Origin of the sequence: Haloterrigena sp. H1 (genome assembly GCF_005938085.1) — an archaeon.
In the GTDB taxonomy this organism is placed as follows: Archaea; Halobacteriota; Halobacteria; order Halobacteriales; family Natrialbaceae; genus Natrinema.
Map to the genome: position 1 here is coordinate 1,210,961 of NZ_SMZK01000001.1, position 26,724 is coordinate 1,237,684.

The following is a 26,724-nucleotide window of genomic DNA, read 5'->3' on the forward strand; positions in this document are numbered from 1 at the left end:
AACTACCGTCGTCCGGCGATCGCTCCGCTGTTCTAGCCAGCGGTACTGGCTTGGCTTGCCCGGGAAAGGTACACTTATACAGCCGCCAGACCGCATTTCGGATATGGACCACGACAAGGTACGGGACGTCGACCCCGCCGTCGCCGACGCCCTCGAGGGCGAGGTACAGCGCCAGCGAGAGACGTTGCAGATGATCGCCAGCGAGAACCACGTCAGCGAGGCCGTCCTCGACGCGCAGGGCAGCGCCCTGACGAACAAGTACGCCGAGGGCTACCCTGGCGAGCGCTACTACGGCGGCTGTGAGTACGCCGACGAGGTCGAGCAGCTCGCGATCGACCGCGCGACGGAGCTGTTCGGCGCGGAACACGTCAACGTCCAGCCCCACTCGGGCACGCAGGCAAATCAGGCCGTCTACTTCGCGATGCTCGAGCCCGGCGACAAGATCCTCTCGCTGGACTTGACCCACGGCGGCCACCTCAGCCACGGCCACCCGGCGAACTTCACGGGCCAACTCTACGAGGTCGAACAGTACGAGGTCGACCCCGAGACGGGCTATCTCGACTACGACGGACTCGCCGAGCACGCGGCCGAGTTCGACCCCGACATCATCGTCTCGGGGTACTCCGCGTACCCGCGTGAGGTCGAGTGGGAACGGATTCAGGAGGCCGCCGACGCGGTCGACGCGCTCCACCTCGCGGACATCGCTCACATCACGGGCCTCGTCGCCGCCGGCGTCCACCCCTCGCCGGTCGGCGTCGCCGACTTCGTCACCGGCAGCACGCACAAGACGATCCGCTCGGGCCGTGGCGGCATCGTCATGTGTGACGAGGAGTACGCCGACGACATCGATGCCGCCGTCTTCCCCGGCGGACAGGGCGGCCCGCTTATGCACAACATCGCCGGCAAGGCCGTCGGCTTCAAGGAAGCCCTCGAGCCGGAGTTCGAAGAATACGCCGAGCAGACGATCGCGAACGCGAAGGCCCTCGGCGAGCGCCTCTCCGAACACGGCTTCTCGCTGGTCTCGGACGGCACTGACAACCACCTCGTGCTCGTCGACCTCCGCGAGAGCCACCCCGATACGAGCGGCGGCGACGCCGAAGAAGCGCTCGAGGAAGCCGGCATCGTCCTCAACGGAAACACGGTGCCCGGCGAGACGCGCTCGGCGTTCAACCCCAGCGGCATCCGCGCCGGCACGCCGGCGCTGACCACGCGTGGCTTTGACGAGGACGACTGCCGACAAGTCGCCGACCTGATCGCCCGCGTCGTCGACAGTCCCGACGACGAGAGCGTCCTCGAGGAGGTCCGCGAGGAAGTCGCGACGCTGTGTGACGAGAACCCGCTGTACGAGTAACTGACGACCTACCCGTTTTCGCTGCTGACGGTTCGCTGCCAGTACTCGCAAGCGGCAGGTACTCCTGCCGACACGATCCGACTGAGTCGACGGGCAGTTCTGCGGCGATTGTTCACAAACGTGTATATTCGAGCCGAGTTGAGGGCGATTCTACGCACGAATCCGGGGATTAATGAGCCTCGCGGTCGCCCACTCGAGTAATGACCGAGATCATCGACGGCAACGCGGTTGCGAGTAACATTCGAGACGATCTGACCGAGGCGATTGAGACACTCGCAGACGCGGGCGCACGGCCGGGGCTGGCGACCGTCCTCATGGGCGACGATCCGGCGAGCCAGACCTACGTAAACATGAAACAGCGTGACTGTGAGGAGGTCGGCATCGAGAGCCACCACGTCGACGTCGACGGTGACGCTCCGGCCGAGGAACTGTTCGACACCATCGCGGACCTCAACGACAACGACGACGTTCACGGCTATATCGTCCAAGCGCCGGTGCCGGACCACGTCGACTATCGTGACGTGATCCGCCGGGTCGATCCCGCGAAGGACGTCGACGGCTTCCACCCCGAGAACGTCGGCCGGCTCGTCGCCGGTGACGCCCGGTTCCGACCCTGTACGCCCCACGGCGTCCAGAAGCTGCTCGAGTCGGCCGGCGTCGACACCGAGGGCAAGGACGTGACGATCGTCGGCCGGTCTGACATCGTCGGCAAGCCGCTGGCGAACCTGCTGATCCAGAAGGCAGACGACGGCAACGCGACGGTGACGGTCTGTCACTCCCGAACCGAAGACCTCGCGGAAAAGACCCGGCGTGCAGACGTCGTCGTCGCTGCCGCCGGCGTCCCGGAACTCGTCGACGGCTCGATGATTTCGGACGGAACGGTCGTGATCGACGTGGGCGTCAATCGCGTCGACGCGGACACTGAGAAGGGCTACGAACTCGTCGGCGACGTCGAGTTCGAGAGCGCAAAGGAGAAGGCAAGCGCCATCACGCCGGTTCCCGGCGGTGTCGGCCCGATGACGCGCGCGATGTTGCTATATAATACCGTCAAAGCCGCGAGCCTGCAGGAAGACGTCGCGGTGGACCTGCCCTGAGACCGGCTCGAGAGGCGCGATTTGCCGATCGATTACGCTCGCATTCCTTCTTCGATCGCTAGCCGTAGTTCGGAGGGTCGCTCGGAGCCGAGAAAGATCGGACGCTCCGCTGCCCGATATATTTCGACGCCCTCGCTGGCGTTGGGCCGGTACTCCCAGCCCCATCTCGTCCAGCGAATCCCGTGCTGGAAGGCGCGGCGCTCGCTCCGTTGAACGTCGTCGATCTCGTCGAACGAAATCGATCGCCACGAGCGATGAAACGGCTGAAAGCGAAAGTAAACGCCATCGTCGTAGACCCGTGTTCGAAGTTCGGATCGATTCAGCAAGGGGAGCATGCCGAGGCTTGGAGCGACGACCGCGGCGATCACTCCGATCGATCCCGTCGTGACACCGCTTTCACCGACGACGATGATACTCGTGACCACGAGCGGTGGGATCGAGAGGACGATGATGACCGGTCTTACCCACGCCAATAACGTTTGCCGTTCGTCAAACGTCGATGCTGACGGCTTCGCTCTCATTGGCGCTCGTTGGTTGATTTCTCAGGTCGCTGGACCGAACTCGAGGCTCGCCAGCCGCTCTTGGGCCTGCGAGAACGCCACCTTGTCGCCGCGTAGGCCGTTTGTCAAGTCGCGGGTCGCCTCGATCAATCGTTCGGCAGTCCGTGGTTCGATGTCACCGTCGAGCATCCGAACCCGCGTGACGTGTTCGCCGAGCGTCTCGAGTGCTCCCCGTTCGCTCGTGGCCAGTTCTCGGTCCGCTGCCCACGTGCGGATGTCTCGACGATACTCGCGGACGGCGTTTGCATACGCAAGGCCGCGAGCGGCGCGAAGCGATTTCGGAACGTCTGCGACGGGCGGGCGCTTGCCTTGATCGGCGTCGCGGAGCAGGGCAAGGAAGTACATCTCTTCGCGTTCGTCGAGGTGGATCTCACGGGCGACGATGTCGGCGACGTGGAGCAGTTCGATCGCGGCCAGATAGGTATCGTCGAGGTCGCGGAGGGTGCCGGCGTTGACGAACCCGCGGCGGCGAACGTACTCTCGACACCGATCGCGAGCCCGTTCAGCGAGATCGTCGGCGTCGACCTCGTCGATCGCGTTTCGAACGGGGGTCAGATCGAACGTGACCTGCATATCAGTATGCTCAGTCCGCTCGTCGACGCCAATGCTCTGGAGGCTCCCACAAGCCGGACAGCCCACGCTCCCGGTCTCGTAGTACGACCACCGGGTCCCACACTCCGTACATTCGCGCTCGCCCCTGATTTTCATAGCGCTCGCTACGGACGGAACACAAAAAATCTCACCGGACCCGGCTCGAGAACGTCATCGCCACTGACAAATCGTGAGACGCAAGCGACGGTCCACGGCGGTGGTTAGGTGGCCGAACGGACACCGAGAGGACGACTGTCGCTCATCGATTGGACAGCAGTCACGACGACGCCGGCCGCATGCGTGCGACCGTCACCGGTGGGGGCGGCCGCGACGTCGCGACCGGCTGCACGTCGCTCTGTCCGGCAGTATCAACAGCCAATTAACGACTGCAACGACAGCATCTAGGGAACCACCCCGGGTCGGTGTGGTCTGTAGATGCTGTTCGAACGGACCCATTCACCGAACGGCTATACGGAGACACACGGTCGCTCCGCATCGTTTCGTCCCGGAAAGACAGGTGTTTCCGTCTGAAACGGTATGCGGGCTCACCCGTCGCGAACCGTCGTGAAGCGAGCGTGACTGACATCGTGTAGCGGTGCTTTTCCGCTCTCGCCTGATAGTGACGAGTATGCGAGACGAAGCTGAAATCCGCGAACAGTACGAGTTCCTCAAAGAGCAGTTAGAGAGCGACGAGATGCGCCACGACGGCGTCGAAGAGATGTTTACCTACTACAAGCGAGCACTCGGCTGGGTACTCGAGGAGGAACATATCTAATCGAGGGTCGGATCGGAGTCCGCGCCTGCTGTCAGCACTGCCGTTACATTTAAGTACACACAACGTAGTCTTCTACGTGACGCTTCGCTTGGAGGGCCGAAGCGTCAGCGGGGACCAATTCAGGGCGGCAAGCGGTCGCGTGACACTTTTCCCGTCACGCGATCTGCTTTCCTGTTTCACTGTACTATTGCCGACTGGTGAGACTCGTCTGTACTCTCACACCGAAGTCTCTAGTGATGGATAATCCTATATAATTGTGTCGAAACAAAATATCTGGACTGTAAACATGAACCGCACATTATGGGAGCATCGTCGACCGATTCGTCATAGTCATTATGGGTCTCTCGCACTCGAAACGACACGTCTCGCTGGTAATAACCCTCTTTCGATCGAAACAACCCGATAGCCTTATTAAAATTCGACAGTAAGTGCGATTGGTACTTTCCCAATGTACGACCTGACAGGATTTCAGCGTGACTTGCTCTACGTCATCGCTGGCGAGGAGGAGCCCCACGGACTGGCGATCAAAGACGAGCTCGAACAGTACTACGAGAAAGAAATTCACCACGGTCGGCTCTACCCCAACCTCGACACCCTCGTCGACAAGGGACTGGTCGAAAAGGGCCGACGCGACCGCCGAACAAACTTCTACACACTCACTCGTCGTGGCCGGCGCGAACTCGAGGCCCGCCGCGAGTGGGAAGAACAGTACGTCGATCTCTAGTCCGGGTCCGTGTTTCGTCGAGTACCCGCGATAGCAGCGCTCGAGGACAGATCGAGTTGCCGTCGGCGGGTTGCTTATATGCGACCATGGTGAACGGTCGGGGGTGAACGAGGTCGCGCTGCAGGTCGCCGACGCGCCGTTCGAGGAGACAGTCGTGCGGATCGCACTGGCCGGTGCACTGGGCATGTTCCTCGGGCTGGAACGCGAGTGGTCTCAGAAGTCCGCCGGCATTCGGACGTTCTCGCTGATCAGCCTGCTCGCGGCCGTCTTTACTGTCCTCGCCGTCGAGGGCGAGACACCCATCGGCGAGGGACTACTGGTACTCGGCGGCGTCCTCGTGATCGTCCAGGGAGTGTTGCTCGCGGTCCAGGGGCTCATGAGCGATGACGAGGCGGGACTCTCCCTGACGACATCGGTGTCGATGCTCGTCGCCTACGGCGTCGGCGCGCTGGTTGCTGTCGGCTTCATTCTCGAGGGGGTCACCGTCGCCGTGCTCTCGTCGCTGTTGCTCGTCTTGAAGCGCGAACTCCACGAGTTCGCGTGGGGGCTCTCCCACGAGGAGATGCGCTCGACGATAGAGTTCGCCATCCTCGCGTTCGTCATCTATCCGATCCTCCCCGCCGAAACGACCGTCGAGTTCGTCGGACTGGCGATTCCCCTCGAGCCGCAAGTCATCTGGCTGATGGTCGTTGCCGTCGCGGGAATCGGCATCGCCAACTACGCGATCGTCACGACGTATGGCGGTCGCGGGATCGCAATCACGGGCTTTTTCGGCGGGCTGGCGTCTTCGACGGCCGTCGTCGGGACGATGCTCGATCACGTCAAGCAACGACCCGAGGCGGCCTCGTATGCCGTCGCCGCGATCTTGCTCGCAAACGCCGCGATGGCCGCGCGCAACCTCGCGATCGCGGTCGGCTTTACTGCCGGTAGCGACTCCGAAATCCTCGTCGAGGCGATCGTGCCGCTCGGAGCCGTGATCGTCCTCGCGTTCGCCGTCGCCGCGCTCACTGCTGACTGGGACGAGTCCGGCCCGATGGAACTCGAGAGTCCGTTCTCGTTGCGAAACGCGCTCGGGTTCGGCGTCGTCTTTCTCGGCGTGCTCGTCTTCGGCTCGCTTGCTGAAACGTGGTTCGGGACGCTCGGCTTTTACGCGACTGCCGTCGCCAGCGGCTTCGTCTCGAGTGCCGGCGCGACCACCTCCGCGGTCGTCCTCTACCGTGGCGGCCAACTGGGCGGGCCAGAGGCGACCATCGCCATCCTGCTCGCGACGGTCTCGAGCATCGTGGTCAAGGCCCTGCTGGCGTCGACGTCGACGAACACTGGCTTCCGGAACCGGGTCGCAGCCTACAGCGCGATCCTGCTGATCGGCGGTGCGCTCGCGTCGGTGCTCGTCGTCGTTTAGGACTGAGTAACTTTATCCATCCGTGCCTAGTGGTACCATATGGACCGCGCAACGGCCGAGCCAGCAGTCGACGACCTCCCCGGCGAGCGGGCCCGTGAGTGGGTCAACTACCACCACCGGTTCGCCGCCCCGAGTACGTACGTCTACGAGTTCGTCTGGGATGTCAGTGGTGAAGCGATCGGCCCGTTCTGTACCGATGTCGACGGCAACGTCCTGCTGGATTTCACGAGTCACGTCGCCGCCTCGCCGCTTGGCTACAACAACCCCGCGATCCGCGAGCGACTCCGCGAATTCGACCTCGTCGATCCGCTGAAGATCGCCGGCCAGGACTTCTACGTGAGCGGTGGTGGTCCACCCGACGACCCGGAGCTCCCGGGTCCGACCCAACTCATGGATCGGCTGGTCGCGATGACGGACCAGTACGACATGGATCGGGTCTTCCTCTCGAACTCCGGGGCGGAGGCCGTCGAAAACGCCATCAAGATCTGCTACGCCGCCGGTGGCCACCGGGCGTTTACCTTCGACGGCGCGTTCCACGGCCGCACACTGGGGGCACTCTCGCTCAACCGCTCGAAAGCCGTCCACCGAACTGGCTTTCCGGAAATTCCGGGCGTCGTCAGCGTTCCCTACCCAACCACTGACGAGGAATACGACACCCGCTGGCGGACCGACGGTCCCGGTGGCAATGTCGTCGCCGATATGCTCCATCCCGACCGCGGCGTGATCGACCCCAACGAAGTCGCCTACGTGATCATCGAGCCGATTCAGGGCGAAGGCGGCTACCGCGTCGCTCACCCCCAGTTCGCCCGCGATCTCGAGGCGCTCCGCGAGCGCTACGGCCTCCGGGTCATCGCCGACGAGATCCAGTCCGGACTGGGCCGGACAGGCGAACTGTGGGCCGTCGATCACCTCGAGCTCACGCCGGACGTCATCGCGAGCGGAAAGGGCCTCCGCGTGGGCGCGACGATTTCCCGGTCCGACGTGTTTCCCACCGAGCAGAGTCGCCTCTCCTCGACGTGGGGTGCCGGCGATTTCATCGCCGCCATGCAAGGCGTGCTCACGATCGACGTCATTCACGAAGCCGATCTGCTCGCGAACGTCCGCGAACGTGGGAGTCAACTCCGGGCGATACTCACAGACGCCGTCACCGATGGCGATGCCCCGGGCGTGATCGACGTTCGCGGTCGCGGCCTGATGCTCGCCGTCGAGTTCGATACCAAAGCGCGCCGGGATACGGTCCTCGAGGCGGCGTTCTCCCGTGGGTTGCTGACACTCGGCTGTGGCTTCAAGACGCTACGATTGCTGCCGCCACTGGACGTGACCGAACGGGAGATCGAGCTCGGGGCGAGGCTGTTGCTCGAGGCGATCGACGCCGCCGCGACCGACCCGATGTGACACTCTCATACGGTCTGCCGTCCCGAGTGACCGGTGGACCTGCTGGACAGGTACGGCCGGCACTGACTGACAGGAGTCCGCCTCAGCCGCGGATACTCTGGGTCGCTCGCTATAGTAACAACTGAAACGATTCACACACCGATCGTACAGTCCGCGGTTCTTGCTCACGTCGTCGCTCCGAACCGCGTCTCCGTCGTGCGATCGGGTGTGCAGTGACTGTCAGTGGCTACTATAGTGCTGGCATCAACGGCGCGTTCGACTCGGTGATCGTGCCCGCCCATCACGACGGGACGATTACGATGGCGTTGACACGGGACGGGGCTGTCCCCAGCCACGAAGCGACTCAGGGCCCCAGCCGACGACCAGCACGATCGCCACGAGGGCAGTCCCAAGGTGGACGGCCGGGTACAACTCGGGACTAAATCCGATTGTCTCACCAGTCAGATTACCGACGGAGTGCAGCCCGATCACGGCGAGGACGCTTCGCTGTGTGTTGTTGTAGACCCACGTGGCGATGATGGCGGTGAGCACGATGCTCGGGAGCCACCACCACAGCGCCGGATCGAAGGTCGTTCCCTCGTAGTAGCCGGCCATATAGACAAGTGGCACGTGCCACGATGCCCACACGACGCCGAGGATCAAACTCGCCACCAGCGCGCTCCAGCGCGCCTGCAATTGATCGAACCAGTAGCCACGGAGGCCGATCTCCTCGATCGTCGGAAACACGAGCGCGACGGCGACCAATAGGAGCAGTGCCGACGGATCGAGCAGGCGGTCGGTCGTGATGACCTCGAGCGGCGCCGACGTATACCCGGTCGCGAGCGCGACGCCGGCGGCGAGCAGATTGAACGCCGGATAGAAGAGGGCGATGACCAGCCACCAGCGGGGCTCGATGCGGTCGCGATCGGTCAGCCGTCGCCGGAGATCGGCGATGCCCGCACGGCCGTCCTCAAGCCATAGCAACACCAGCCCTGCGAGCAGCGGACTCATCCCGCCGACGAGGAACAGCCCGACATTCGGAACCGACCACACCGACTCGCCGGAGGCGACGATCGGGAGCCAGAACAGGTACGCCCAGCCCAAATAGAGCGTCGGAAAGGCCCACGGCTGCGAGCGCTCGAGCGCCCGCCGCACTCGCGTCTGGGCTGTCGACCGTGACGTGGCGTCCATACCCAACGTCACGGCTCGCTGAAACGATGAAGGCGTGCGTTCGCTCTCACGGACTGGGAACGAGAACAGGACCGAAAGAACGCAGCGACGGTGTTACTCGCCGCGGAGTTCGTTCATGTGGTCGATCCGTCTCTGAACGAGGTCGGCTTTCCCGATGTCGTGGCGCATGTGCAGGCCCTCGTCGCCGGCAACCGCGAGGGCGTCTTCGGCGATTTCCTCGGCCTCGTCGATCGAGTCGGCGACGCCGACGACGGCGAACGACCGGGAGGTCGTCGTGTAGATGCCGTCGTCGCGCTCGTCGACGCTGGCGTAGTACAGCAGGGCGTCGCCCGCGCTCTCCTCGTCGACCTGCACCTTCGCGCCGGCCTCGGGGTCCGTCGGGTAGCCCTCCGGCACGGCGTACTTACAGACTGTCGCCTGGTCGGCAAACTCGAGTTCCGGCGGGGCCTCGCCGTCCCGTGCCGCGGTGAGCACGTCGAGGAAGTCCGTTTCGAGGACCGGCAGCGTGTTCATCGCCTCGGGGTCGCCGAAGCGAGCGTTGAACTCGATGACACGGGGGCCGGTCTCGGTCAGCATGAACTGACCGTAGAGGATGCCACGGTAGTCCTCGAGGGCGTCGACGGTCGCCTCGATGATCGAGACGGCCTCCTTGTAGTCGTCGTCGCTCATGAACGGGAGGTCGTTCGTCGCGTCGGAGTAGCTCCCCATACCGCCGGTGTTCGGCCCTTCGTCGCCCTCGTAGGCGCGTTTGTGGTCCTGCACTGCGGGTGCGGTTTCGAACGCGCCGTTGGCGACGAAGGCCTGGATCGTCACTTCCTCGCCGATCAGCCGTTCCTCGAGGACGATCCGGTCGTAATCCGATTCGCGGATGTACTCCTTGCCCTCCTCGGGCGTGACCTGATCGCCGATGACCTTGACGCCCTTGCCGCCCGTGAGGCCGGCGGGCTTGATCGCGAGGTCACCGTCGTACTCGTCGATGAACTCGCAGGCGGCGTCCATGTCGTCGAACGTCTCGAAGTCCGGACAGCCGGGGATGTCGTTCTCCGCCATGAACCGGCGCTGGAAGGCCTTGTCCGTCTCGATGCGAGCGTCGGCTTCCTTCGGACCGAAGGCGTAGATGCCTGCGTCCTCGAGTGCGTCCGCGACGCCGGCGTCGAGCGGCGCTTCGGGGCCGATGACGGCCAGTGTCGCGTCGACTTCCTCGGCGTAGTCGACGACGGCGTCGGGGTCGGTCGTCTCGAGCGTCTCGAACCCGACTGCGATGCGGGCGATGCCGGGGTTTTTGTTGCCGGCACAGGCATAGAGGTCGGCCTCGCTATCCTCGAGCGCGCGGGCGATGGCGTGTTCGCGGCCGCCACCCCCGATCAACAGAACGTTCTCTCGCATGGTCGATAGCGGAACGCACGAACCTGTAAGCGTTGCTCTTTCGGCGGCCGGAAGTATTCACGTTCGTGGGGTAGTCGTCGGAACGTGGGTGCGTTCGACGCCGTCGCCGGCACCGCTCACACGTCGTCGGTCACGTCCGAGAGCGGAGGAACTCGTCGTCGAAGGTGAGACTGTCCTCGTCGACGGGGCTGGACTCGGCAGCCACGAGATTGCCGGCCGGATCGAAGATTTCGGATTCGTCGCGCATCACGTAGAGCTGTCCCGGGTTCGTCCCTGCAGCCTCCTGGGGAAAGAGGAGGAAGCGCTGATTCGTGCCAAGATATCTGGCGTGGACGGTGTTGTAATCAGTGAACAGACCGCTCTGTTCGACGTCTTGGGGAACCCAGCCCTGCGCGCCGGAGGTAATCTCGAACAGGGCACTCGAGTAGAAGTCGTCCGGGCGGACGGCGGCCTCGCCACCCCCGCCCTCGAAGTACTCGAAGTCCTCGTCCTCCTCCATTTTGAAGGGCAGCTCCGCCTGCGTGACCGGTCGGTACTCGACTCGAATGAGGTTCGCGGCCGGAAGTTCCGGCGCTCCTGATCCCAGTCGGTCGTCGAAGACGTAGACCTGCCCGCGCTCGACCTGTGCGTTCGGTGGCAGGAAGAGGTATCCCTCCTCGTTCGTGTTGAAGTACTCGATGACGCGCACGCTGTAGTTCTGTACCGGCTCCTCGTTTTGTACCACAGGGGCGTTCTCGAGCGGCGGTGAGACGACCCTGAAGATCGCGCCGGAGAAGTACGTCTCGCGGGTGGAGATCACGTCTTGAAAGGACGCGTCAGCTGCTTCGTCTCCGGATTCCTGGGCCGTCGTACTCCCCGTCACTCCGAACGCAAGCGCGCCCACGGTCGCCGTACCCGTCCCGATGAATCGACGTCGCGTCTCGAAGCGTGGTGTGTTAGCCATTGTAATCAGCCGCCTTTTCAGGCCGTTCCTTCAGCCCGTCTGTGGATAGGTTTCGGGCCGGAGTTTGCAGCCATCTCTGAACGACTGCGCGTCTCGGCGGCGGCGACCGGTTACTGATCGGCATTGGACCGGAGTCGGTTCCGGAGGAATCCGACGAGACCGCCGACGTGGCCGGTTCCCCAGATCGCCACGATCAGCCCGCCGATTCCGTTGAATACGAAATCGGTGACGATGTCGTCGACTCCGTAGACGGGAACCAGACCACCGAGGGCGTACTCGAACACCTCCCACAGGACGCCGGCGGCGAGGACGAAGACGACGATGAACAGCGATCGAAACGCCGACGGAACCGACACGTCGTCGGAGTGGAGTTCGAGCGCCCGGAACGAAGCGTATCCGAACCCGGCGACGACGATCGACGACACAGTGTGTGTCACCTCGTCGTACCACTGATACTGCCGGTAGATGCCGATCGAGCCGACTGAGTGGAGGAAGACGGCGGCAGTGATCCAGAGGACGAGTCCGGCGTCCATCGCGTACCCGTATTCCCGCCGCAGAACCGCCGGTAAGAACGAGACACAGAGCGCGAGACTCGCCGTCACGGAAACCGAAATCCGTCCCGCCACCGTCCCGTAGACGACCAACCCGACCAGTGCGAGCTGTAGCAGCCACACGAGCCGTCGCTCCCAGGTGTCGGTCACGTCGAGTAGATCGCCGAGCGTCATGTCGACCCCGTACTGTTGGTCGCTCGACCGACGGCTCCGGCGGGCTCGAACCGCGTGAGATACCATTCGAAGAGTCCGCCCAGGACGAAGCCGACGAGCGTGACGACGACGATGTCCTGTTGGAGTTCGGTCTGGGAGCGCAGGAACGCAGTCCCGAACCAGCGATCCGAGTAGAACTGGGCGACGGTCCAGAGCGCCTGCAGCGCCATCGTCGTCATGACCGCGAAGGCGACGGCGAAGCGACGGCTTAGCTCGACCGACGTGAAGACCTCGAGTTCGACGACGACGATCAGCGCCAGCGTCGCGACGATGAGGTATCCCGCGGCTTCGGGACCCAGCCCGACCCCCCTGGCGATCACTGCGATCGCAGCGACCGATAGCACGGGTCAGGGGAGCATCGCCGTCCAGTCGCGGGTCGCCAGCGCAGGCACCGATGCCACGACGACGACCAGCAGTGCGAGCCCGCACCAGAGGATGGCGGCCGTGAGCCCGTTCCAGATGGCACTCAGCGCCACGATGCCGGTCAGTACCCATCCGATGACGGCGTTCGCTCGCTGTCCGTGGACGAGGTCCTCGAGCGTCACCACTCCTAGTGACACGCGGTCGAACTAAAGTCCGAAGCCGGCACAACAACCGTCGGGAGACACGAAAAGCGGCTGTTTTTATCCGTACGGACAAAACTCAAGCGCAATGCAACAGTACCTCGAGCTGGTCGACACGGTCCTCTCCGATGGCACCTACAAGCCCAATCGGACGGGCGTCGACACGATTTCGTCGTTCAGCGAGCACTACGAGGTCGACTTACAGGACGGGTATCCGCTGTTGACGACCAAAGAGATGGACGGCTATCGCTGGAACTCGATGCTCCACGAGGTCTGCTGGTATCTCTCCGGCGAGGAACACATTCGAGAGCTCCGCGAGGAGACCAAGATCTGGGACGCATGGGCCGACGACGAGGGGCGACTCGACACCGCGTACGGCCGCTTCTGGCGACGGTATCCGATTCCCGAGGCTGACGCGCAACTCGAGGGCGAGACCTGGCCCGACGCGGCCCACCGATGGGTCACCGAGGAAGCTGACGGTCGGCGGACGTTCGACCAACTGCAGTACGTGATCGATACGCTCTCTGAGTCGCCGAACTCCCGTCGGCTCGTGGTCAACGCCTGGCATCCTGCCAACGCGGCCGTCTCGACGCTGCCGCCCTGTCACTACACGTTCGTCTTCAACGTCCAGGGCGATCGGCTGAACTGCCATCTCACCCAGCGGTCGGGCGATACCGCGCTCGGGATCCCGTTCAACATCGCAGCCTACTCGCTGCTGACCAAAGTGATCGCCCAGCAGACCGGCTTCGAACCCGGCACGTTCGCCCACACCGTCGTCGACGCACACGTCTACTGCGGGCGCGGCGCGCGCGGGGAGTGGTACGCCGACAACCTCGAGACACTGCAATCGAAACTGGCAGCGGTCGACGACCGCGAGGAGTATCTCGCGGTCCGCGAGTGGCTCGAATCGGAAGCTCCACCCGAGGCCGCGGGTGACGAACGGCTCGATCACGTCCCCGGCCTGCTCGAGCAGCTCTCGCGGGAGCCACTCGAGCGCCCGACGCTCGAGGTAGCGGACGTCTCGATCGACGAGCTGAGCTACGACGACGTCGAGCTTCGGGACTACGAGTCACACGACGGGATCGAATTTTCGGTGGCCGAATGAACGGCGATACCGACGTGTCGGCGCTCGAGACCGACCGCGAACTCGTCGCGATCGTCGCCGTTGCCGACAACGGCGTCATCGGCAAGGACGGCGACATGCCCTGGTATATCCCCGCCGATCTCCGGCACTTCAAGGAGACGACGATGGACCAGCCGGTCATCATGGGCCGGGTGACCTACGAGGGGATCCTCGAGGCGCTTGGCGAGCCACTGCCCGGCCGGACGACGATCGTCCTGACGAGCCAGGACCTCGAGACGCCAGACAACGCCGTCGTCGCGCACGATCTCGAGGCTGCACTCGAGGCGGCCGAAACCGCGGCCCGTGAGCGCCACGACGGGGCCGATCGCGTGTTCGTCGCCGGCGGCGCGACGGTCTACGAGCAGTTCCTGCCGGCGGTCGATCGGCTGATCGTCACCGAAGTCCACGACGATCCCGAGGGCGATACGCACTTTCCGGACTGGGATCGGGAGGCGTTTCGGGCAGTTGCGCTGGACGAGCGCGACGGGTTCGCGTTCGTGGAATACGTCCGTCGCGACTGATCCATCGATCCGGATGGATCGCTCTGTTCCCCGAGTACAGGGAACCTTGGACGGTGAAACGATGTGGCTGGCTTATCCGTAGATTGGGTCAAGAACTCTCCACCCCGAACAGGGGATTCAGGTGAGAGATATGACAACAGAAAACAAAGAGCAGTCGGACGACTCGAGCGACTCGCTCGCGAAGCGAGGAACGCTGGCCGCGACGGCGCTCGCCCTCGGCGCGGGCGCGACGGCCGGCACCGCCGCCGCACAGGACGACGAGGACGTCGTCGTCGTGTTCGAAGACGACTACCGCCCCGACGCTGACTTCGACGTCGTCTCGGAACTCGAACCGGAGACGAAAGAGGACGTGTTGTCGGACTCCGGAGCGACGGACGACGTGTTCGACGATCCCGACGACTGGGACGCCTACATCATCAAGTACGATCTGGACACGGATGCCCCGGCGTGGGGGCTCCTGTTTACGGAGGATATCGCCCTCGAGGCCGGCGACAGCGAGACGATGGGAGAGGACGGAGCGTTCCGCGACTCCCGTCTGGACATGATCGAAGCCGAGTTGTGAGCGCAAGCGAGAGACCCCGCGACGCGGTCTCCCGTTCGAACCTTTTCTCTCGCGTGATGGTCCGTCTCGTGACGTCAGTCGAACGTGTCTTACTTACAGCCCGATCGAGACTCGAGGTGTCGCCCGCGAGACCCACGCCAGCGGCGTGGGCCGACATCGCTGGTCGGATTGCCGATCAGTCACGGTCGTGATCAGTTTCTCGTGATGGTTTTCTCACGGACAGTCCGAGGAAAGCATTTGTTTTATTATACGATGGGTTCGGGCCACACGACACAGCCGGTCTAAAACCCACGGAAACGCCGTTACGACCCGAATCAGGCCGCATCGGATCGACAGCGACGCGACTGCCGGTTGTCACGGGTGACTCCCATCAGTTACGAAACGTAATGGCAGAAAGCACGTGCGTCGATGCCCGTTTCGCTCGATAAACAATCATTGCTGACAGTATTCGGTCGGTAGCTCGTGAAGTGTCGAAATCAGGGCGTATAGGCATCCAGAACGACCATCGTTCGGGTTCAGTTTGTCTTAGACAGTGAAACGATCGGGCCGACTTATGCGAAAATTGGGTCAAGAACAGGTCACCCCGAACAGGGGACTTAGGTGAGAGACATGACAGAAGACGATAGCGGACTATTCGACGACTCACGGCGCTCGTTCATGAAGAAAGGAGCGGTCGCCACGACGGCGCTCGCCCTCGGCGCAGGCGCGACCGGGACCGTCAGCGCTCAGGCGGACGGCCAAGTGCTCGTGTACGGAGACGACTACCGGCCCGGCCAGGACTTCGAGGTCATCTCGGAGCTAAACACGCAGACGAAAGAGGATCTGATCGCGGACTCCGGGTCGGAAGACGACATCTTCGACGATCCGGACGACTGGGAGGCCTACATCATCAGTTACGATCTAGGTGCCGAAGCCCCAACGTGGGGCTTCCTGCTCTCGGAAGATATCGCCCTCAGCTCCGGCGACAGCGAGACGATGGGTGACGACGGAGAGTTCCGCGACTCCCAGCTGGACCTGGTCGAAGTGACCCCCGGTGCGTCCGGCAACGGCGGTGACGACGAAGACGACGGCAACGGCGGTGACGGCGGCGACGGTGGCGACGGCGGCGACGGCGGCATGGAAGACGGTGGCACCGACAGTAACGGTGGTGCTGGCGGCAACGATACCGGAGCCGGCGGCGGCGGTGGCGGCGGCAACTAACGCTACCCCCGGTCTGGTAACTGACGTCACACATTGATCTGTTTTTTAGCGCGTGACCGAACACGCGACACTCGAGAGTCGAACGACCAGTGAGAGGGCATCAGCCGATGCCGAACCCATTTTAATAGCCACTCTTTCAGTCAGATAGGTGCCATTATCCGGATGCACTGGCGTGCCGTTCTCTCTCGGGTCGGCTCTCTCCCCCAATTCGTGCTACTAGACCACATGCTGAGACGTGGAGGGTATATAATGGTTCTTCAGACAATTCTCGGGGGATTGAAAACCCCCCGGTTCGAAAGCGGAGTATGGCAATCGACCAGTTCTCGGATGCGATCCGGGAATTCGAACACGACGGTGAGACGTACAAGATGGCGGATCTTACGGTTCTCGAGGAGCAGGGCCTCTGTGACCTCGATAAGATGCCCGTGAGCATCCGCATTCTGCTCGAGTCGGTGCTGCGCAACGCCGACGGCGAGACGATCGACGCCGACGCCGTCCGCGCGGCGGCCTCCTGGGAACCCGACGTGCCGGACGCAGAGGTTCCGTTTACGGTCTCGCGTGTCGTCCTGCAGGACCTGACTGGCGTGCCGGCGGTCGTCGACCTCGCGGCGCTGCGCTCGGCAGCAGACCGCAAGGGCGTCGACCCGACGGTCGTCGAGCCCGAAGTCCCCTGTGACCTCGTGATCGACCACAGCGTGCAGGTCGACTACTTCGGCAGCGGGGACGCCTACGAGAAGAACGTCGAGATCGAGTACGAGCGCAACGAGGAGCGCTATCGCGCGATCAAGTGGGCCCAGCAGGCGTTCGACGAGTTCAACGTCGTCCCACCGGGAACGGGTATCGTCCACCAGGTCAACCTCGAACACCTCGGTCGCGTCGTCCACGAGCGCGAAGTCGACGGCGAGCAGTGGCTCGTCCCCGACACGCTCGTCGGCACTGACAGCCACACCCCGATGATCGGCGGCATCGGTGCCGTCGGCTGGGGTGTCGGTGGTATCGAGGCCGAGGCCGCACTGCTCGGCCAGCCGATCAACATGAGCCTGCCCGAAGTCGTCGGTGTCCGCCTCTCGGGCGAACTCCCCGACGGCGCGACCGCGACCGACCTCGTGCTTCACATCACCGAGAAGCTCCGTCAGGTCGGCGTCGTCGACAAGTTCGTCGAGTTCTTCGGTCCCGGCGTCTCCGAGCTTTCGGTCGCCGACCGCGCGACCATCTCGAACATGGCCCCCGAACAGGGCTCGACGATCAGTATGTTCCCCGTCGACGACAAGACCCTCGAGTACCTCGAGCTGACGGGTCGCGACCCCGACCACATCGACCTCGTCAAAGAGTACCTCGAGGCACAGGGCCTCTTCGGCGAGCAGGACCCCGAGTTCACCGAGGTCGTCGACTTCGACCTCGGCGAGGTCGAACCCAGCCTCGCGGGCCACAAGAAGCCCCACGCCCGCATCCCGATGGGCAACCTGGACGAGCACTTCCCGACGCTGCTCGAGGAAGAGGGCGTCATCCCCTCGGGTGCCGCCGAGAGCGACGGCGGACTCGTCGCCGAGAGCACGCCCGCACTCGACGAGAAGATCCCCGTCGAACTCGAGGACGGCACCGAGGTCGAGATCGGCCACGGTGACATCCTCGTCAGCGCGATCACGTCCTGTACGAACACCTCGAACCCGTCCGTGATGGTCGCGGCCGGCCTGCTCGCACGCAACGCCGCAGAGCAGGGACTCGAAGTTCCCGAATACGTCAAGACCAGTCTTGCACCCGGGAGCCGCGTTGTCACGGAGTATCTCGAGCGTGCAGATCTGCTCGACGACTTAGAGGAACTCGGCTACCACGTCGTCGGCTACGGCTGTACGACCTGTATCGGCAACGCCGGTCCGCTGCCGGAGCCAGTCGAGGAAGCCATCGACGAGCACAACCTCTGGACGACGAGCGTCCTCTCGGGCAACCGCAACTTCGAAGCCCGTATCCACCCGAAGATCAAGGCCAACTACCTCGCCAGCCCGCCGCTGGTCGTCGCCTACGGCCTCGCAGGTCGCATGGACATCGACCTCGAAGAGGAGCCGATCGGCACCAACGACGAGGGCGAGCCCGTGTTCCTCGAGGACGTCTGGCCGGACACCGAGGAAGTCCGTCAGACGATCCACGACAACGTCTCCCCCGACATGTTCGAGGAGAAGTACTCGAGCATCTACGAGGGCGACGAGCGCTGGGAGGCACTCGACGCGCCAACCGGCGAGGTCTACGACTGGGACTCCGAATCGACGTACATCCGCGAGCCGCCGTTCTTCCAGGACTTCCCGCTCGAAGAACCCGGCGTCGACAACGTCGAGGACGCCCGCGCGCTGCTGACGCTCGGTGACACCGTCACGACCGACCACATCAGCCCCGCCGGGCCGTTCGGCGAGGACCTGCCCGCCGGTCAGTGGCTCAAAGAGCGCGGCGTCGAACCGTACGAGTTCAACACGTACGGCTCGCGCCGTGGCAACCACGAAGTCATGATGCGTGGCACCTTCGCGAACGTCCGCATCAAAAACGAGCTGCTCGACGGCAAGGAAGGCGGCTACACCATCCACCACCCGACCGGCGAGGAGACCACCGTCTTCGAAGCCTCCGAGCGCTACCGCGAGGAGGACACGCCGCTGATCGTCATGGCCGGCGAGGAACTCGGTACCGGCTCGAGCCGAGACTGGGCCGCGAAGGGGACCGACCTGCTCGGTATCCGCGCGACCATCGGCAAGAGCTACGAGCGTATCTACCGTGACAACCTCATCGGCATGGGCGTCCTGCCCCTGCAGTTCAAAGACGGCGAGGGCTGGGAAGAACTCGGCCTCGAGGGCGACGAGTACTTCGAGATCGAAGGCCTCGAGGACGGCCTCGAGCCGAACGCCGAGCTGACCGTGACCGCAGAGGACGACGACGGCGAGACCACCGAATTCGAGGTCACCGCACAGGTCGACACGCCGATGGCGGTCGAGTACGTCGAGAACGGCGGCGTGCTCCACCTCGTGCTCCGTCGCCTGCTCAACGAAGAACTGCAGTAACGGACACGAACCCACGTCTCATAGCAACTCGATTTTTTGTCGCTGTCGCTGTCTCGAGAGCGGGTCGTACGTCGGGCTTTTACAACTCCTGGCCGTATGCAACCGTATGACTACCCCGACCACGCGAAACCGCCTCGACGAAGAGGAGAGCCCGTATCTGCGCCAGCACGCGGACAACCCCGTCAACTGGCAGCCGTGGGACGAGCAGGCACTCGAGACGGCACGCGAACACGACGTGCCGATCTTCCTTTCGATCGGCTACTCGGCGTGTCACTGGTGTCACGTCATGGAAGAGGAGAGCTTCGCCGACGACGCCGTCGCCGAGGTCGTAAACGAGAACTTCGTCCCGATCAAGGTCGACCGCGAGGAACGCCCCGACATCGACAGCATCTACATGACCGTCTGCCAGCTCGTCTCCGGGCAGGGCGGCTGGCCGCTGTCGGCGTGGCTCACCCCCGAGGGCAAGCCGTTCTTCGTTGGGACCTACTTCCCGCGGGAGGGGAAACGGGGCCAGCCTGGCTTTCTGGACCTCTGTGAACGGATCAGTGGCTCCTGGGAGAGCACCGAGGACCGCGCCGAGATGGAGAGCCGCGCCGAGAAGTGGACCGACGCCGCGAAAGATCGGCTCGAGGAGACACCCGCTTCAGACACCGATGCCGGCGCAGCTGCTGGGCCACCCTCGAGTGCGGTCCTCGAGACGGCCGCCGACGCGATCGTGCGCAGCGCCGACCGCCGGTGTGGCGGCTTCGGCTCGAGCGGGCCGAAGTTCCCCCAGCCCTCGCGCTTGCGCGTACTCGCGCGAGCACACGATCGAACCGGCGAGACGGAGTACCGTGAGGTGCTCGAGGAGACCCTCGACGCGATGGCTGCGGGCGGGCTCTACGACCACGTCGGCGGCGGGTTCCACCGCTACTGTGTCGATCGGGACTGGACGGTCCCTCACTTCGAGAAGATGCTGTACGACAACGCCGAGATTCCGCGGGCGTTCCTGACTGGCTACCAGCTCACCGGTGAGAACCGCTATGCCGAGGTCGTCGGCGACACCCTCGAGTTCGTCGAGCGAGAGCTCACCCACGACGACGGCGGCTTCTTCAGCACCCTCGACGCCCAGAGCGAATCGCCCGCGACCGGCGAGCACGAGGAGGGCGCGTTCTACGTCTGGACGCCCGACGAGGTCCACGACGTCATCGAGCACGAACCCGACGCTGCCCTCTTTTGCAAGCGCTACGACATCACCGAATCGGGCAACTTCGAGGGACGGAGCCAGCCCAACCGCGTGACGCCGGTATCGGAACTGGCCGTCGGCTTCGACCTCGAGGAAAGCGAGGTCTTGAAGCGACTCGACTCGATCCGCCAGCAGCTGTTCGAGGCCCGCGAGGAGCGCCCGCGCCCTGCTCGTGACGAGAAGGTACTCGCGGGCTGGAACGGGCTGATGATCTCGACCTACGCCGAGGCGGCGCTCGTACTGGGCGAGCACGACTACGCCGAGACCGCGGTCGATGCCCTCGAATTCGTCCGCGAGCGGCTCTGGGACGCAGATGAGCGGCGGCTGTCACGGCGGTACAAGGATGGCGATGTCAAAGTCGATGGTTACCTCGAGGACTACGCCTTCCTCGCACGCGGCGCACTCGACTGCTATCAGGCTACCGGCGAGGTCGACCACCTCGCCTTTGCGCTCGAACTCGCACGGGTCATCGAGACCGAGTTCTGGGATGCAGACCACGGCACGCTCTACTTTACCCCCGCGAGCGGCGAGTCACTGGTCACCCGGCCACAGGAACTGAGCGATCAGTCGACGCCCTCTGCGGCCGGCGTGGCCGTGGAAACGCTGCTCGCTCTCGACGTCTTTGCCGCCGACGAGGACTTCGAAGGAATCGCCACGACCGTCCTCGAGACCCACGCGAACACCCTCGAAGCGAACGCGCTCGAGCACGCGACGCTGTGTCTCGCGGCCGACTGGCTCGAATCCGGTGCGCTCGAAGTGACGGTCGCGGCGGACGACCTGCCACCCACGTGGCGCGACCGGTTTACATCGCGATACTTCCCTGATCGACTGTTTGCGCTGCGGCCGCCGACCGAGGACAGACTCGAGACCTGGCTCGACCGATTGGATCTGGCGGATGCACCCCCGATCTGGGCCGGTCGCGAGGCCCGCGACGGCGAGCCGACACTGTACGTCTGCCGGGATCGAACGTGTTCGCCGCCAACTCACGACGCTGACGAAGCCCTCGAGTGGCTCGACGGCGACGCCGCTCCCGAAGGTGGCAACAGCCAGAGCGACGACGCGCCGTTTTAAGAAGACTCCTGCGATCGGCTTCGAACGCTGGTCTCAGGCCGTGTCGGTCTCGAGCGCGGCCTCGAGTTCGTCGGCGAGCCAGACTGCCGGCGGGACGTCCTCTTCCTCGACGAACCGGGTGAGCTCTTCACCGTCGTCGTCCTCGACGACGATCGTCGGAATGAGTTCGATGTCGTACGCCTCGACGCCGGGACCTTGCTTGTCTTGATCGAGGGCGAACTCCTCGATTCGCTCGTCGGGAACCGCGGCGGCCTCGAGCGCAGCCCCCAAATCGGGCAGCAAGGCGCGGCAGTCCTTACACCAGTCGCCGCCCCAGATCTTGTACACGAGTTCGTCGTTGTGTGCTTCGAGCGTGTCGACCACATCCTCGTAGCTGGCCGCGTCCCACGTTGGGTTCGGCCGCATGGTCTCGAGACTCATGGGCGGTGCTTGCGGGGGAAGTCGCTTAACTGACTCGCTCGCGACCGGGACGACGGTCGCTGATCACGTGGGCGACGGCTAGCGGACGCCGTACCGTTTCTGCCGTTCCTCGCCCGTGTCGGATAGCTCCGTCACGACGGCTTCGACCGTCTCGACTTTCGAGAACTGCTCTTCGATCGCGGCAGTGACCCGCTCGAGGTCGTCGCTGATCGACTGGACCTCGTTGTCGATCGCGTCAAGTCGCGTCGCCATCTCCTGTGTGCTCGACGCCTGATCGTCGACCAGCGACGAGAGTTCACGAACGTCGTCGGTAAACGAGTCGACGCTTTTTCGGATGTCGTCGATGGCCTCGGTCAGGTCCGACCCTCGCTCGAGGTCGCGTTCGAGGTGCTGTTGGGTGTCCTCGAGTTCGGTTCGCGCATCGTCGGTACGCTCTCGGAGGGTCTCGACTCGTTCGTCGGCTGCGTTCGTCTGCTGTTGTATCGTTTCGGAGAGCTCCTGGAATTCGTCGGCGACGACACTGAAGCTCTCGTTGGAGTTGGATCCGGATCGGCTGGCCTCCACATTCGCGTTGACCGCAAGCGTCTTTGTTTTCTCTGCGGCCTCGCTGATCGTGTCGTGGATGTCGTCGAGGTCGTCGACCGTCTCGTCGAGGCCCTCGAGCTCCTCCTGGGCACGCTGTTCGCCGTCGCGAATCTCGCTCATCGACTCGAGCAACTCGGTCCAGTGGGCGTCGCCGGCTTCGATGCGGTCCATGAGACCGTCGTCTTGGACGACCGACTCCGTGGTCGTCGCGAGTTGTTCGATGGCGACGCTGAGCTCTTGCATCTCCTCCGATGCCAGTTGTGTCTGCTCGGATTGCCGTTCGACCGAGCGATTGATGTCGTCGATGTTCTGGGCGATCGCTTCGCCGGCCGTCGAGATGTCCTGCATCGAATGTGACACCTTATTTGTCACGTTCTGCTGGTGCTCGAGGAGATCCTCGACGCTCGAGTAGGAGTCGATGTACGTGTCGATTGCGACCTGCATGTCGAGGTTGATGATCTTCAAAATCGAGTGCAGTTCGCCGATGCGCTCGTCGATGCGTTCGGAAAGTTCGTCCTCGAGTTCTTCGATCGTCGTTTCGAACGCTTCGTCGTCAGCGTCGCCGTCGGTGCCGTTGCCACGGCCCAGCAGCGACGACAGTCGGCCCGCGCTCACGTCGTCGCCGTCGTCCTGTCGCTCGGCCTGTCGGTCGATCGCCGCTCTGATCGCCTCGGAGATGTCAGACTGAATCCGATCCGAAATGATCGGGAGGAGGAGGTTATAATAGACGCCATACTGGCCGATATAGTGTTTCATCGGCATCTCGAGCATATCGTGGAGCTTCCCGATCCGAGCACGATTCTCGAAGTATTCCTGGTCGTAGTCGCCCGTCGCGAGGGTCACCAGATACATCTTCTGAGACCACTTGAGTTGCTCGACGCTTCGTGGCGACCGGTCGATAATCTCGTGGACCTGGGGGTTGTCCTCGATTTTCTCGTAGAACATCTCTGCGACGTCGTCGCCACGGAGATTGAACGTCTCCTCGTATCGGCGGAGACGCTCGATGTCGTCCTCGGTAAAATCGATGTACTGCTTTCGCCACTCAATTTCGTCGTCACTGAGTCCGATCCGATCGACCAGATCTTCTGCATCGACGTTGCGACTGTATCCAACGGAGCCGAACTGAGGCGTTTCCCCCATGAAAATATAACAGAAAATAACCCATAAATAGATGCTGGCCACATATGTTGGAGAAAAAATTGCGTTCGGAAACGCGGGCAGCTTCGTCCGAACACGGAACGCGACCACCGGCACGTCCTGCCTGCGTCCAGCATGGGTTTACGTCTCCACTGCTTACGGCACGCCAATGAAAGGGAGTATCCTGGACACCATCGGCTCGCCGCTCGTTCAGGTCGATTCACCGGATGGCGTCACAGTCGCCGCGAAGATCGAATCGTTCAACCCCGGCGGCTCAGCCAAAGACCGGCCGGCTCGCGAGATGATCCGCGCGGCCGAACGTGACGGCCTGATCGAACCCGGCGACTGGCTCGTCGAGCCGACCAGCGGCAACACGGGCATCGGCCTCGCACTCGTCGCTGCCGCCCGCGATTACGACCTGACGATCGTCATGCCCGCCAACAAGTCCAAGGAGCGCCGCCAGATCATGGCCGCCTACGGGGCCGATCTCGAGCTCGTCGACGGCGACATGTCCGACGCTCGCGAACGCGCCGACGAACTCGAGGAAGAAGGCGCGATCCAGCTCGGCCAGTTCGAGAACCCGGCGAACCCCGAGGCCCACTACAAGACGACCGGCGAGGAAATCGTCGAACAGGTCGGCGACCGCGAGATCGACGCCTTCGTCGCCGGCGTCGGCACCGGTGGCACGCTCTCTGGAACCGGCCGGCGACTCCGCGAGGAGTTTCCCGACATGGAGATCATCGCCGTCGAACCCGAGCGCAACGCCGTCCTCTCGACCGGTGAGTCCGGCGACGACGACTTCCAGGGGATGGGGCCCGGCTTCGTCAGCGACAACCTCGATCGCGACCTGATCGACCGCATCGAGACGGTGCGACTCGAGAACGCCGAAGACGAGTGTCGCCGCCTCGCCCGCGAGGAGGGCGTCCTCGTGGGCCAATCAAGCGGTGCGACGAGCCTGGCCTCCCAGCGGATCGCCAGCGAGATCGCCGACCCAGACGTCGAGTGCCCGCACGTGCCGACGGCCTTCGACGATGTCGGCGAGTCGGCGACGTCCGAGACCGACGGCGGACGGTCGGCCGAGGACTGCCCGCTGGTCGTCACCGTCTTCTGGGACAGCGGCGAACGATACCTCTCGACCGGCCTCTTCGACTGAGACGGTTTGCTGTATCGATTTCCCGGCCCGACCGTACACACGGTCGCGGCCGGCCGACAATGATCTCCAGTAGACCGTATGAGGCTGACTGCTACTACTGGACAGCAGTCAATACGAAGCCGGGCGCGAATTCCCGGCCGTCACCTGCGGGGACGGCAGCATACATGCAACCGGCGTCACGTCGTTCTGTCCGGCAGGATGAGCAGACGAAAATCACTGTTTCACCTAGCCAAACCGCCTTTATCACCCCTACCGTACGTACAGTTACGATGACACGTCCCTCTAGACGGACGGTACTGTGTAGCACTGCGGCAGTAGTCGGCCTTTCGGCTGGCTGTCTCGCCGACGACGAGACCCCCTCCGACGATGACGACCCAGCCGATAGCGACGATGGCTCGCCAAACGACACCGAAGACAGTCCTGATGCCGTCGGCGATACGATCGATGATCTGCCCAACGGGGTAGCCGATGGTCGAACGCTGTCGTACCAGTTTCCCGCCTCGACGGAGCCCGACATAACGGTTCTGCGGGACGCCGACAGCGCAACGGACTGGCTCGACGACCGAGGATCGCTACGCGACGCCGAAACGATCTCCACGTTCGTCGATGACACCGACTTCGAAACGTCGATACTGGTGTCGCTTTCGGCCGAGGCACCCACCCCGTGTTACGAGGTCGTCCTCGAGTCGGTCGACATCGAGGCAGGCGAGAGCGTCGACAGCGGCAGTCCTGGTGGCGAAACCAACACAGACAGTACCGACCGAAGTGCCGACGAAGACGAGGAACTCGTCCTCGAGGCGGCCGTCAACGAGACCGATGATGGCGGGGCCTGCGCTCAGGTGATCACGACCGTCGGCCGACTCGTTCGGGTAACGTTCGAATCGGAACCGCTGACGACGATTTCGGCCACGATCGTCGGTCACGATGGGTCGACGTACGGCGTTACGATGGGCAGCGACAGCGGCTCCGCGTCCGCGGGTTCGACCGTCACGTCCGAATGGGGCGCCGAAAGCGAGAGCCAGCCGTCAGACTCGTAGTCGTCAGCCGAGGGGGTTGTGCCGGCCGCCGTCACGCTCGAGTCACACCGCGACCCCGACTGGATCACGCGAACTCGGCTTCGGTCACGCGGACGACGAGGGTATCCTCGACGTCCCTGAGATCGTACGCCGGGAGCTCGCCGCCAGTCCGGCGAACGTACAGCGGTTCGACGAGCCGATAGGGCGGCCCGCCAGCGGGTGCTGCGTCGTCGCTCCCGTCTGCGTCGTCCGCATCGCCGTCGGCCGCATCGATCCGCTCGAGGCCATAGACCTTGCAGAATTCGGCCGTCTCGGCGGGTTCGACGTCGCCGTTTCGAAGCTGGGTCGCCAGCGACCGCGAGAGCCACTCCGTGTCGCTGACGCTGGGTTCCTGGACGAGCGCCTCGTCGACGAACCGCGTCAGATACCAGTCGAGGTCGTTCAGCAGCGAGACGGCAGCACCGACGCTGACCGTCCGCAGAGCGATGGCGTTCTCGAACGGGCGCGTCAGGTCGTAGGTCGCAAGGGCCTCTCGAGCCGTCTCCCGGGAGAGCAGTTCGTACTGGAGGGTGCTCTCGGCCTCGCCGAGCAAACAGACGCGGGTCACTATACTGTGGTGGGTACGACGGCGTAATGTCGGTTTCGGCTTTCCGACGGCTTGTGTGGTCGGTCGCGAGACGTTGCGGTTCATTCATCGTTACAGCTCGCTCGAGCGTTCACGAGCAACTCGAGCGAACATGACGAAAAAACGATATAATGGGTGGGATTTGAACCACGCCCAGACGTGCTCGCTTCGCTGCGCGCGACTGGTCTCGTTGAAATCAATCGACCCCGCTGTCGCTCACAAAGTTGTTCGTGACAGCAACGGTGGGGATGGGATTTGAACCCATGAGGCTTGACAGCCACCTGCTCTCAAGGCAGGCGCGTTGGGCCGCTCTGCCACCCCACCTCA

25 protein-coding genes and 1 tRNA gene are annotated in these 26,724 nt (G+C 63.8%); 14 read left to right on the forward strand and 12 right to left on the reverse strand.

Annotation, left to right across the window (positions count from 1 at the left end; genetic code table 11):
* Positions 1-103 precede the first annotated feature (103 nt).
* The gene (gene glyA, locus E2L06_RS06125) at positions 104-1,351 is read left to right on the forward strand and encodes a serine hydroxymethyltransferase (protein ID WP_138779606.1); all 1,248 of its coding nucleotides are present in this window, start codon (positions 104-106) and stop codon (positions 1,349-1,351) included.
* 200 nt (positions 1,352-1,551) lie between these two features.
* The gene (locus tag E2L06_RS06130) at positions 1,552-2,445 is read left to right on the forward strand and encodes a bifunctional methylenetetrahydrofolate dehydrogenase/methenyltetrahydrofolate cyclohydrolase (protein ID WP_138779609.1); all 894 of its coding nucleotides are present in this window, start codon (positions 1,552-1,554) and stop codon (positions 2,443-2,445) included.
* A gap of 32 nt (positions 2,446-2,477) precedes the next feature.
* Here the strand turns inward: E2L06_RS06130 and E2L06_RS06135 are convergent, their stop codons facing one another.
* Positions 2,478-2,966 (reverse strand): hypothetical protein, encoded by a 489-nt coding sequence (locus tag E2L06_RS06135; protein ID WP_138779611.1) that lies wholly within the window; start codon positions 2,964-2,966, stop codon positions 2,478-2,480.
* 21 nt (positions 2,967-2,987) lie between these two features.
* Positions 2,988-3,713: a TFIIB-type zinc ribbon-containing protein gene (locus E2L06_RS06140; protein ID WP_138779613.1), complete on the reverse strand. Its 726-nt coding sequence runs from the start codon at positions 3,711-3,713 to the stop codon at positions 2,988-2,990.
* Between the two features lie 511 nt (positions 3,714-4,224).
* Between E2L06_RS06140 and E2L06_RS21760 the strand changes: the two genes are divergently transcribed.
* The 4 genes from E2L06_RS21760 (at position 4,225) to E2L06_RS06155 (ending at position 7,892) form a co-directional block, all read left to right on the forward strand.
* Positions 4,225-4,371 (forward strand): hypothetical protein, encoded by a 147-nt coding sequence (locus E2L06_RS21760; RefSeq protein ID WP_171052317.1) that lies wholly within the window; start codon positions 4,225-4,227, stop codon positions 4,369-4,371.
* Positions 4,372-4,819: 448 nt separating this feature from the next.
* Entirely contained in the window at positions 4,820-5,095 is a 276-nt protein-coding gene (locus E2L06_RS06145; protein WP_008010057.1) for a PadR family transcriptional regulator, read from the forward strand.
* Positions 5,096-5,198: 103 nt separating this feature from the next.
* Entirely contained in the window at positions 5,199-6,497 is a 1,299-nt protein-coding gene (locus tag E2L06_RS06150; protein WP_138779615.1) for an MgtC/SapB family protein, read from the forward strand.
* Positions 6,498-6,536: 39 nt separating this feature from the next.
* Positions 6,537-7,892: an aminotransferase class III-fold pyridoxal phosphate-dependent enzyme gene (locus E2L06_RS06155; RefSeq protein ID WP_138779617.1), complete on the forward strand. Its 1,356-nt coding sequence runs from the start codon at positions 6,537-6,539 to the stop codon at positions 7,890-7,892.
* 294 nt (positions 7,893-8,186) lie between these two features.
* Here the strand turns inward: E2L06_RS06155 and E2L06_RS06160 are convergent, their stop codons facing one another.
* The 6 genes from E2L06_RS06160 to E2L06_RS22355 form a co-directional block, all read right to left on the reverse strand.
* Entirely contained in the window at positions 8,187-9,062 is an 876-nt protein-coding gene (locus E2L06_RS06160; protein WP_138779619.1) for a CPBP family intramembrane glutamic endopeptidase, read from the reverse strand.
* A gap of 93 nt (positions 9,063-9,155) precedes the next feature.
* Positions 9,156-10,448, reverse strand: coding sequence for a phosphoribosylamine--glycine ligase (purD, locus tag E2L06_RS06165; RefSeq protein ID WP_138779621.1), 1,293 nt, complete (start codon positions 10,446-10,448; stop codon positions 9,156-9,158).
* 130 nt (positions 10,449-10,578) lie between these two features.
* On the reverse strand, positions 10,579-11,391 hold the full coding sequence (locus E2L06_RS06170; protein WP_138779623.1) for a hypothetical protein: 813 nt from the start codon (positions 11,389-11,391) through the stop codon (positions 10,579-10,581).
* Positions 11,392-11,501: 110 nt separating this feature from the next.
* The gene (locus E2L06_RS06175) at positions 11,502-12,116 is read right to left on the reverse strand and encodes a hypothetical protein (protein ID WP_138779625.1); all 615 of its coding nucleotides are present in this window, start codon (positions 12,114-12,116) and stop codon (positions 11,502-11,504) included.
* Positions 12,113-12,499, reverse strand: coding sequence for a hypothetical protein (locus E2L06_RS06180; protein WP_249361374.1), 387 nt, complete (start codon positions 12,497-12,499; stop codon positions 12,113-12,115). The genes E2L06_RS06175 and E2L06_RS06180 overlap by 4 nt, the downstream gene beginning before the upstream one ends.
* Before the next feature lie 3 nt (positions 12,500-12,502).
* Positions 12,503-12,700, reverse strand: a complete 198-nt coding sequence (locus E2L06_RS22355) for a hypothetical protein (RefSeq protein WP_249361375.1) — start codon at positions 12,698-12,700, stop codon at positions 12,503-12,505.
* Between the two features lie 106 nt (positions 12,701-12,806).
* Between E2L06_RS22355 and thyA the strand changes: the two genes are divergently transcribed.
* The 6 genes from thyA to E2L06_RS06210 all read left to right on the forward strand — a co-directional run bounded on the left by thyA (position 12,807) and on the right by E2L06_RS06210 (position 21,461).
* Positions 12,807-13,823, forward strand: coding sequence for a thymidylate synthase (thyA, locus tag E2L06_RS06185; RefSeq protein ID WP_138779627.1), 1,017 nt, complete (start codon positions 12,807-12,809; stop codon positions 13,821-13,823).
* Complete coding sequence (locus E2L06_RS06190) at positions 13,820-14,362, forward strand: dihydrofolate reductase (protein WP_138779629.1); 543 nt, start codon at positions 13,820-13,822, stop codon at positions 14,360-14,362. The genes thyA and E2L06_RS06190 overlap by 4 nt, the downstream gene beginning before the upstream one ends.
* Positions 14,363-14,492: 130 nt before the next feature.
* Positions 14,493-14,924 carry a calcium-binding protein gene (locus E2L06_RS06195; RefSeq protein ID WP_138779631.1) on the forward strand — a complete coding sequence of 144 codons (432 nt, stop codon included), beginning with the start codon at positions 14,493-14,495 and terminating at the stop codon, positions 14,922-14,924.
* Between the two features lie 609 nt (positions 14,925-15,533).
* Positions 15,534-16,124, forward strand: coding sequence for a twin-arginine translocation signal domain-containing protein (locus E2L06_RS06200; RefSeq protein WP_138779633.1), 591 nt, complete (start codon positions 15,534-15,536; stop codon positions 16,122-16,124).
* Between the two features lie 305 nt (positions 16,125-16,429).
* Positions 16,430-19,165 (forward strand): aconitate hydratase AcnA, encoded by a 2,736-nt coding sequence (acnA, locus tag E2L06_RS06205; protein ID WP_138779635.1) that lies wholly within the window; start codon positions 16,430-16,432, stop codon positions 19,163-19,165.
* Between the two features lie 106 nt (positions 19,166-19,271).
* The gene (locus E2L06_RS06210; protein ID WP_138779637.1) at positions 19,272-21,461 is read left to right on the forward strand and encodes a thioredoxin domain-containing protein; all 2,190 of its coding nucleotides are present in this window, start codon (positions 19,272-19,274) and stop codon (positions 21,459-21,461) included.
* A 33-nt stretch (positions 21,462-21,494) separates the two neighbouring features.
* On the opposite strand, the gene E2L06_RS06215 is transcribed toward E2L06_RS06210, so the two are convergent.
* Positions 21,495-21,881 carry a thioredoxin domain-containing protein gene (locus E2L06_RS06215; protein WP_138779639.1) on the reverse strand — a complete coding sequence of 129 codons (387 nt, stop codon included), beginning with the start codon at positions 21,879-21,881 and terminating at the stop codon, positions 21,495-21,497.
* Positions 21,882-21,959: 78 nt separating this feature from the next.
* A complete protein-coding gene (locus E2L06_RS06220) occupies positions 21,960-23,606 on the reverse strand; it encodes a globin-coupled sensor protein (RefSeq protein WP_138779641.1) in 1,647 nt (548 codons plus the stop codon).
* Between the two features lie 166 nt (positions 23,607-23,772).
* On the opposite strand from E2L06_RS06220, the gene E2L06_RS06225 reads away from it, so the two are divergent.
* Positions 23,773-24,756 (forward strand): PLP-dependent cysteine synthase family protein, encoded by a 984-nt coding sequence (locus E2L06_RS06225; protein WP_138779643.1) that lies wholly within the window; start codon positions 23,773-23,775, stop codon positions 24,754-24,756.
* A 269-nt stretch (positions 24,757-25,025) separates the two neighbouring features.
* Positions 25,026-25,793, forward strand: coding sequence for a hypothetical protein (locus E2L06_RS06230; RefSeq protein WP_138779645.1), 768 nt, complete (start codon positions 25,026-25,028; stop codon positions 25,791-25,793).
* A 64-nt stretch (positions 25,794-25,857) separates the two neighbouring features.
* Here E2L06_RS06230 and E2L06_RS06235 read toward each other — a convergent pair whose 3' ends face one another.
* Positions 25,858-26,379: a DUF5804 family protein gene (locus E2L06_RS06235; protein ID WP_138779647.1), complete on the reverse strand. Its 522-nt coding sequence runs from the start codon at positions 26,377-26,379 to the stop codon at positions 25,858-25,860.
* 258 nt (positions 26,380-26,637) lie between these two features.
* Positions 26,638-26,721, reverse strand: a tRNA-Ser gene (locus E2L06_RS06240).
* Positions 26,722-26,724: the final 3 nt, after the last annotated feature.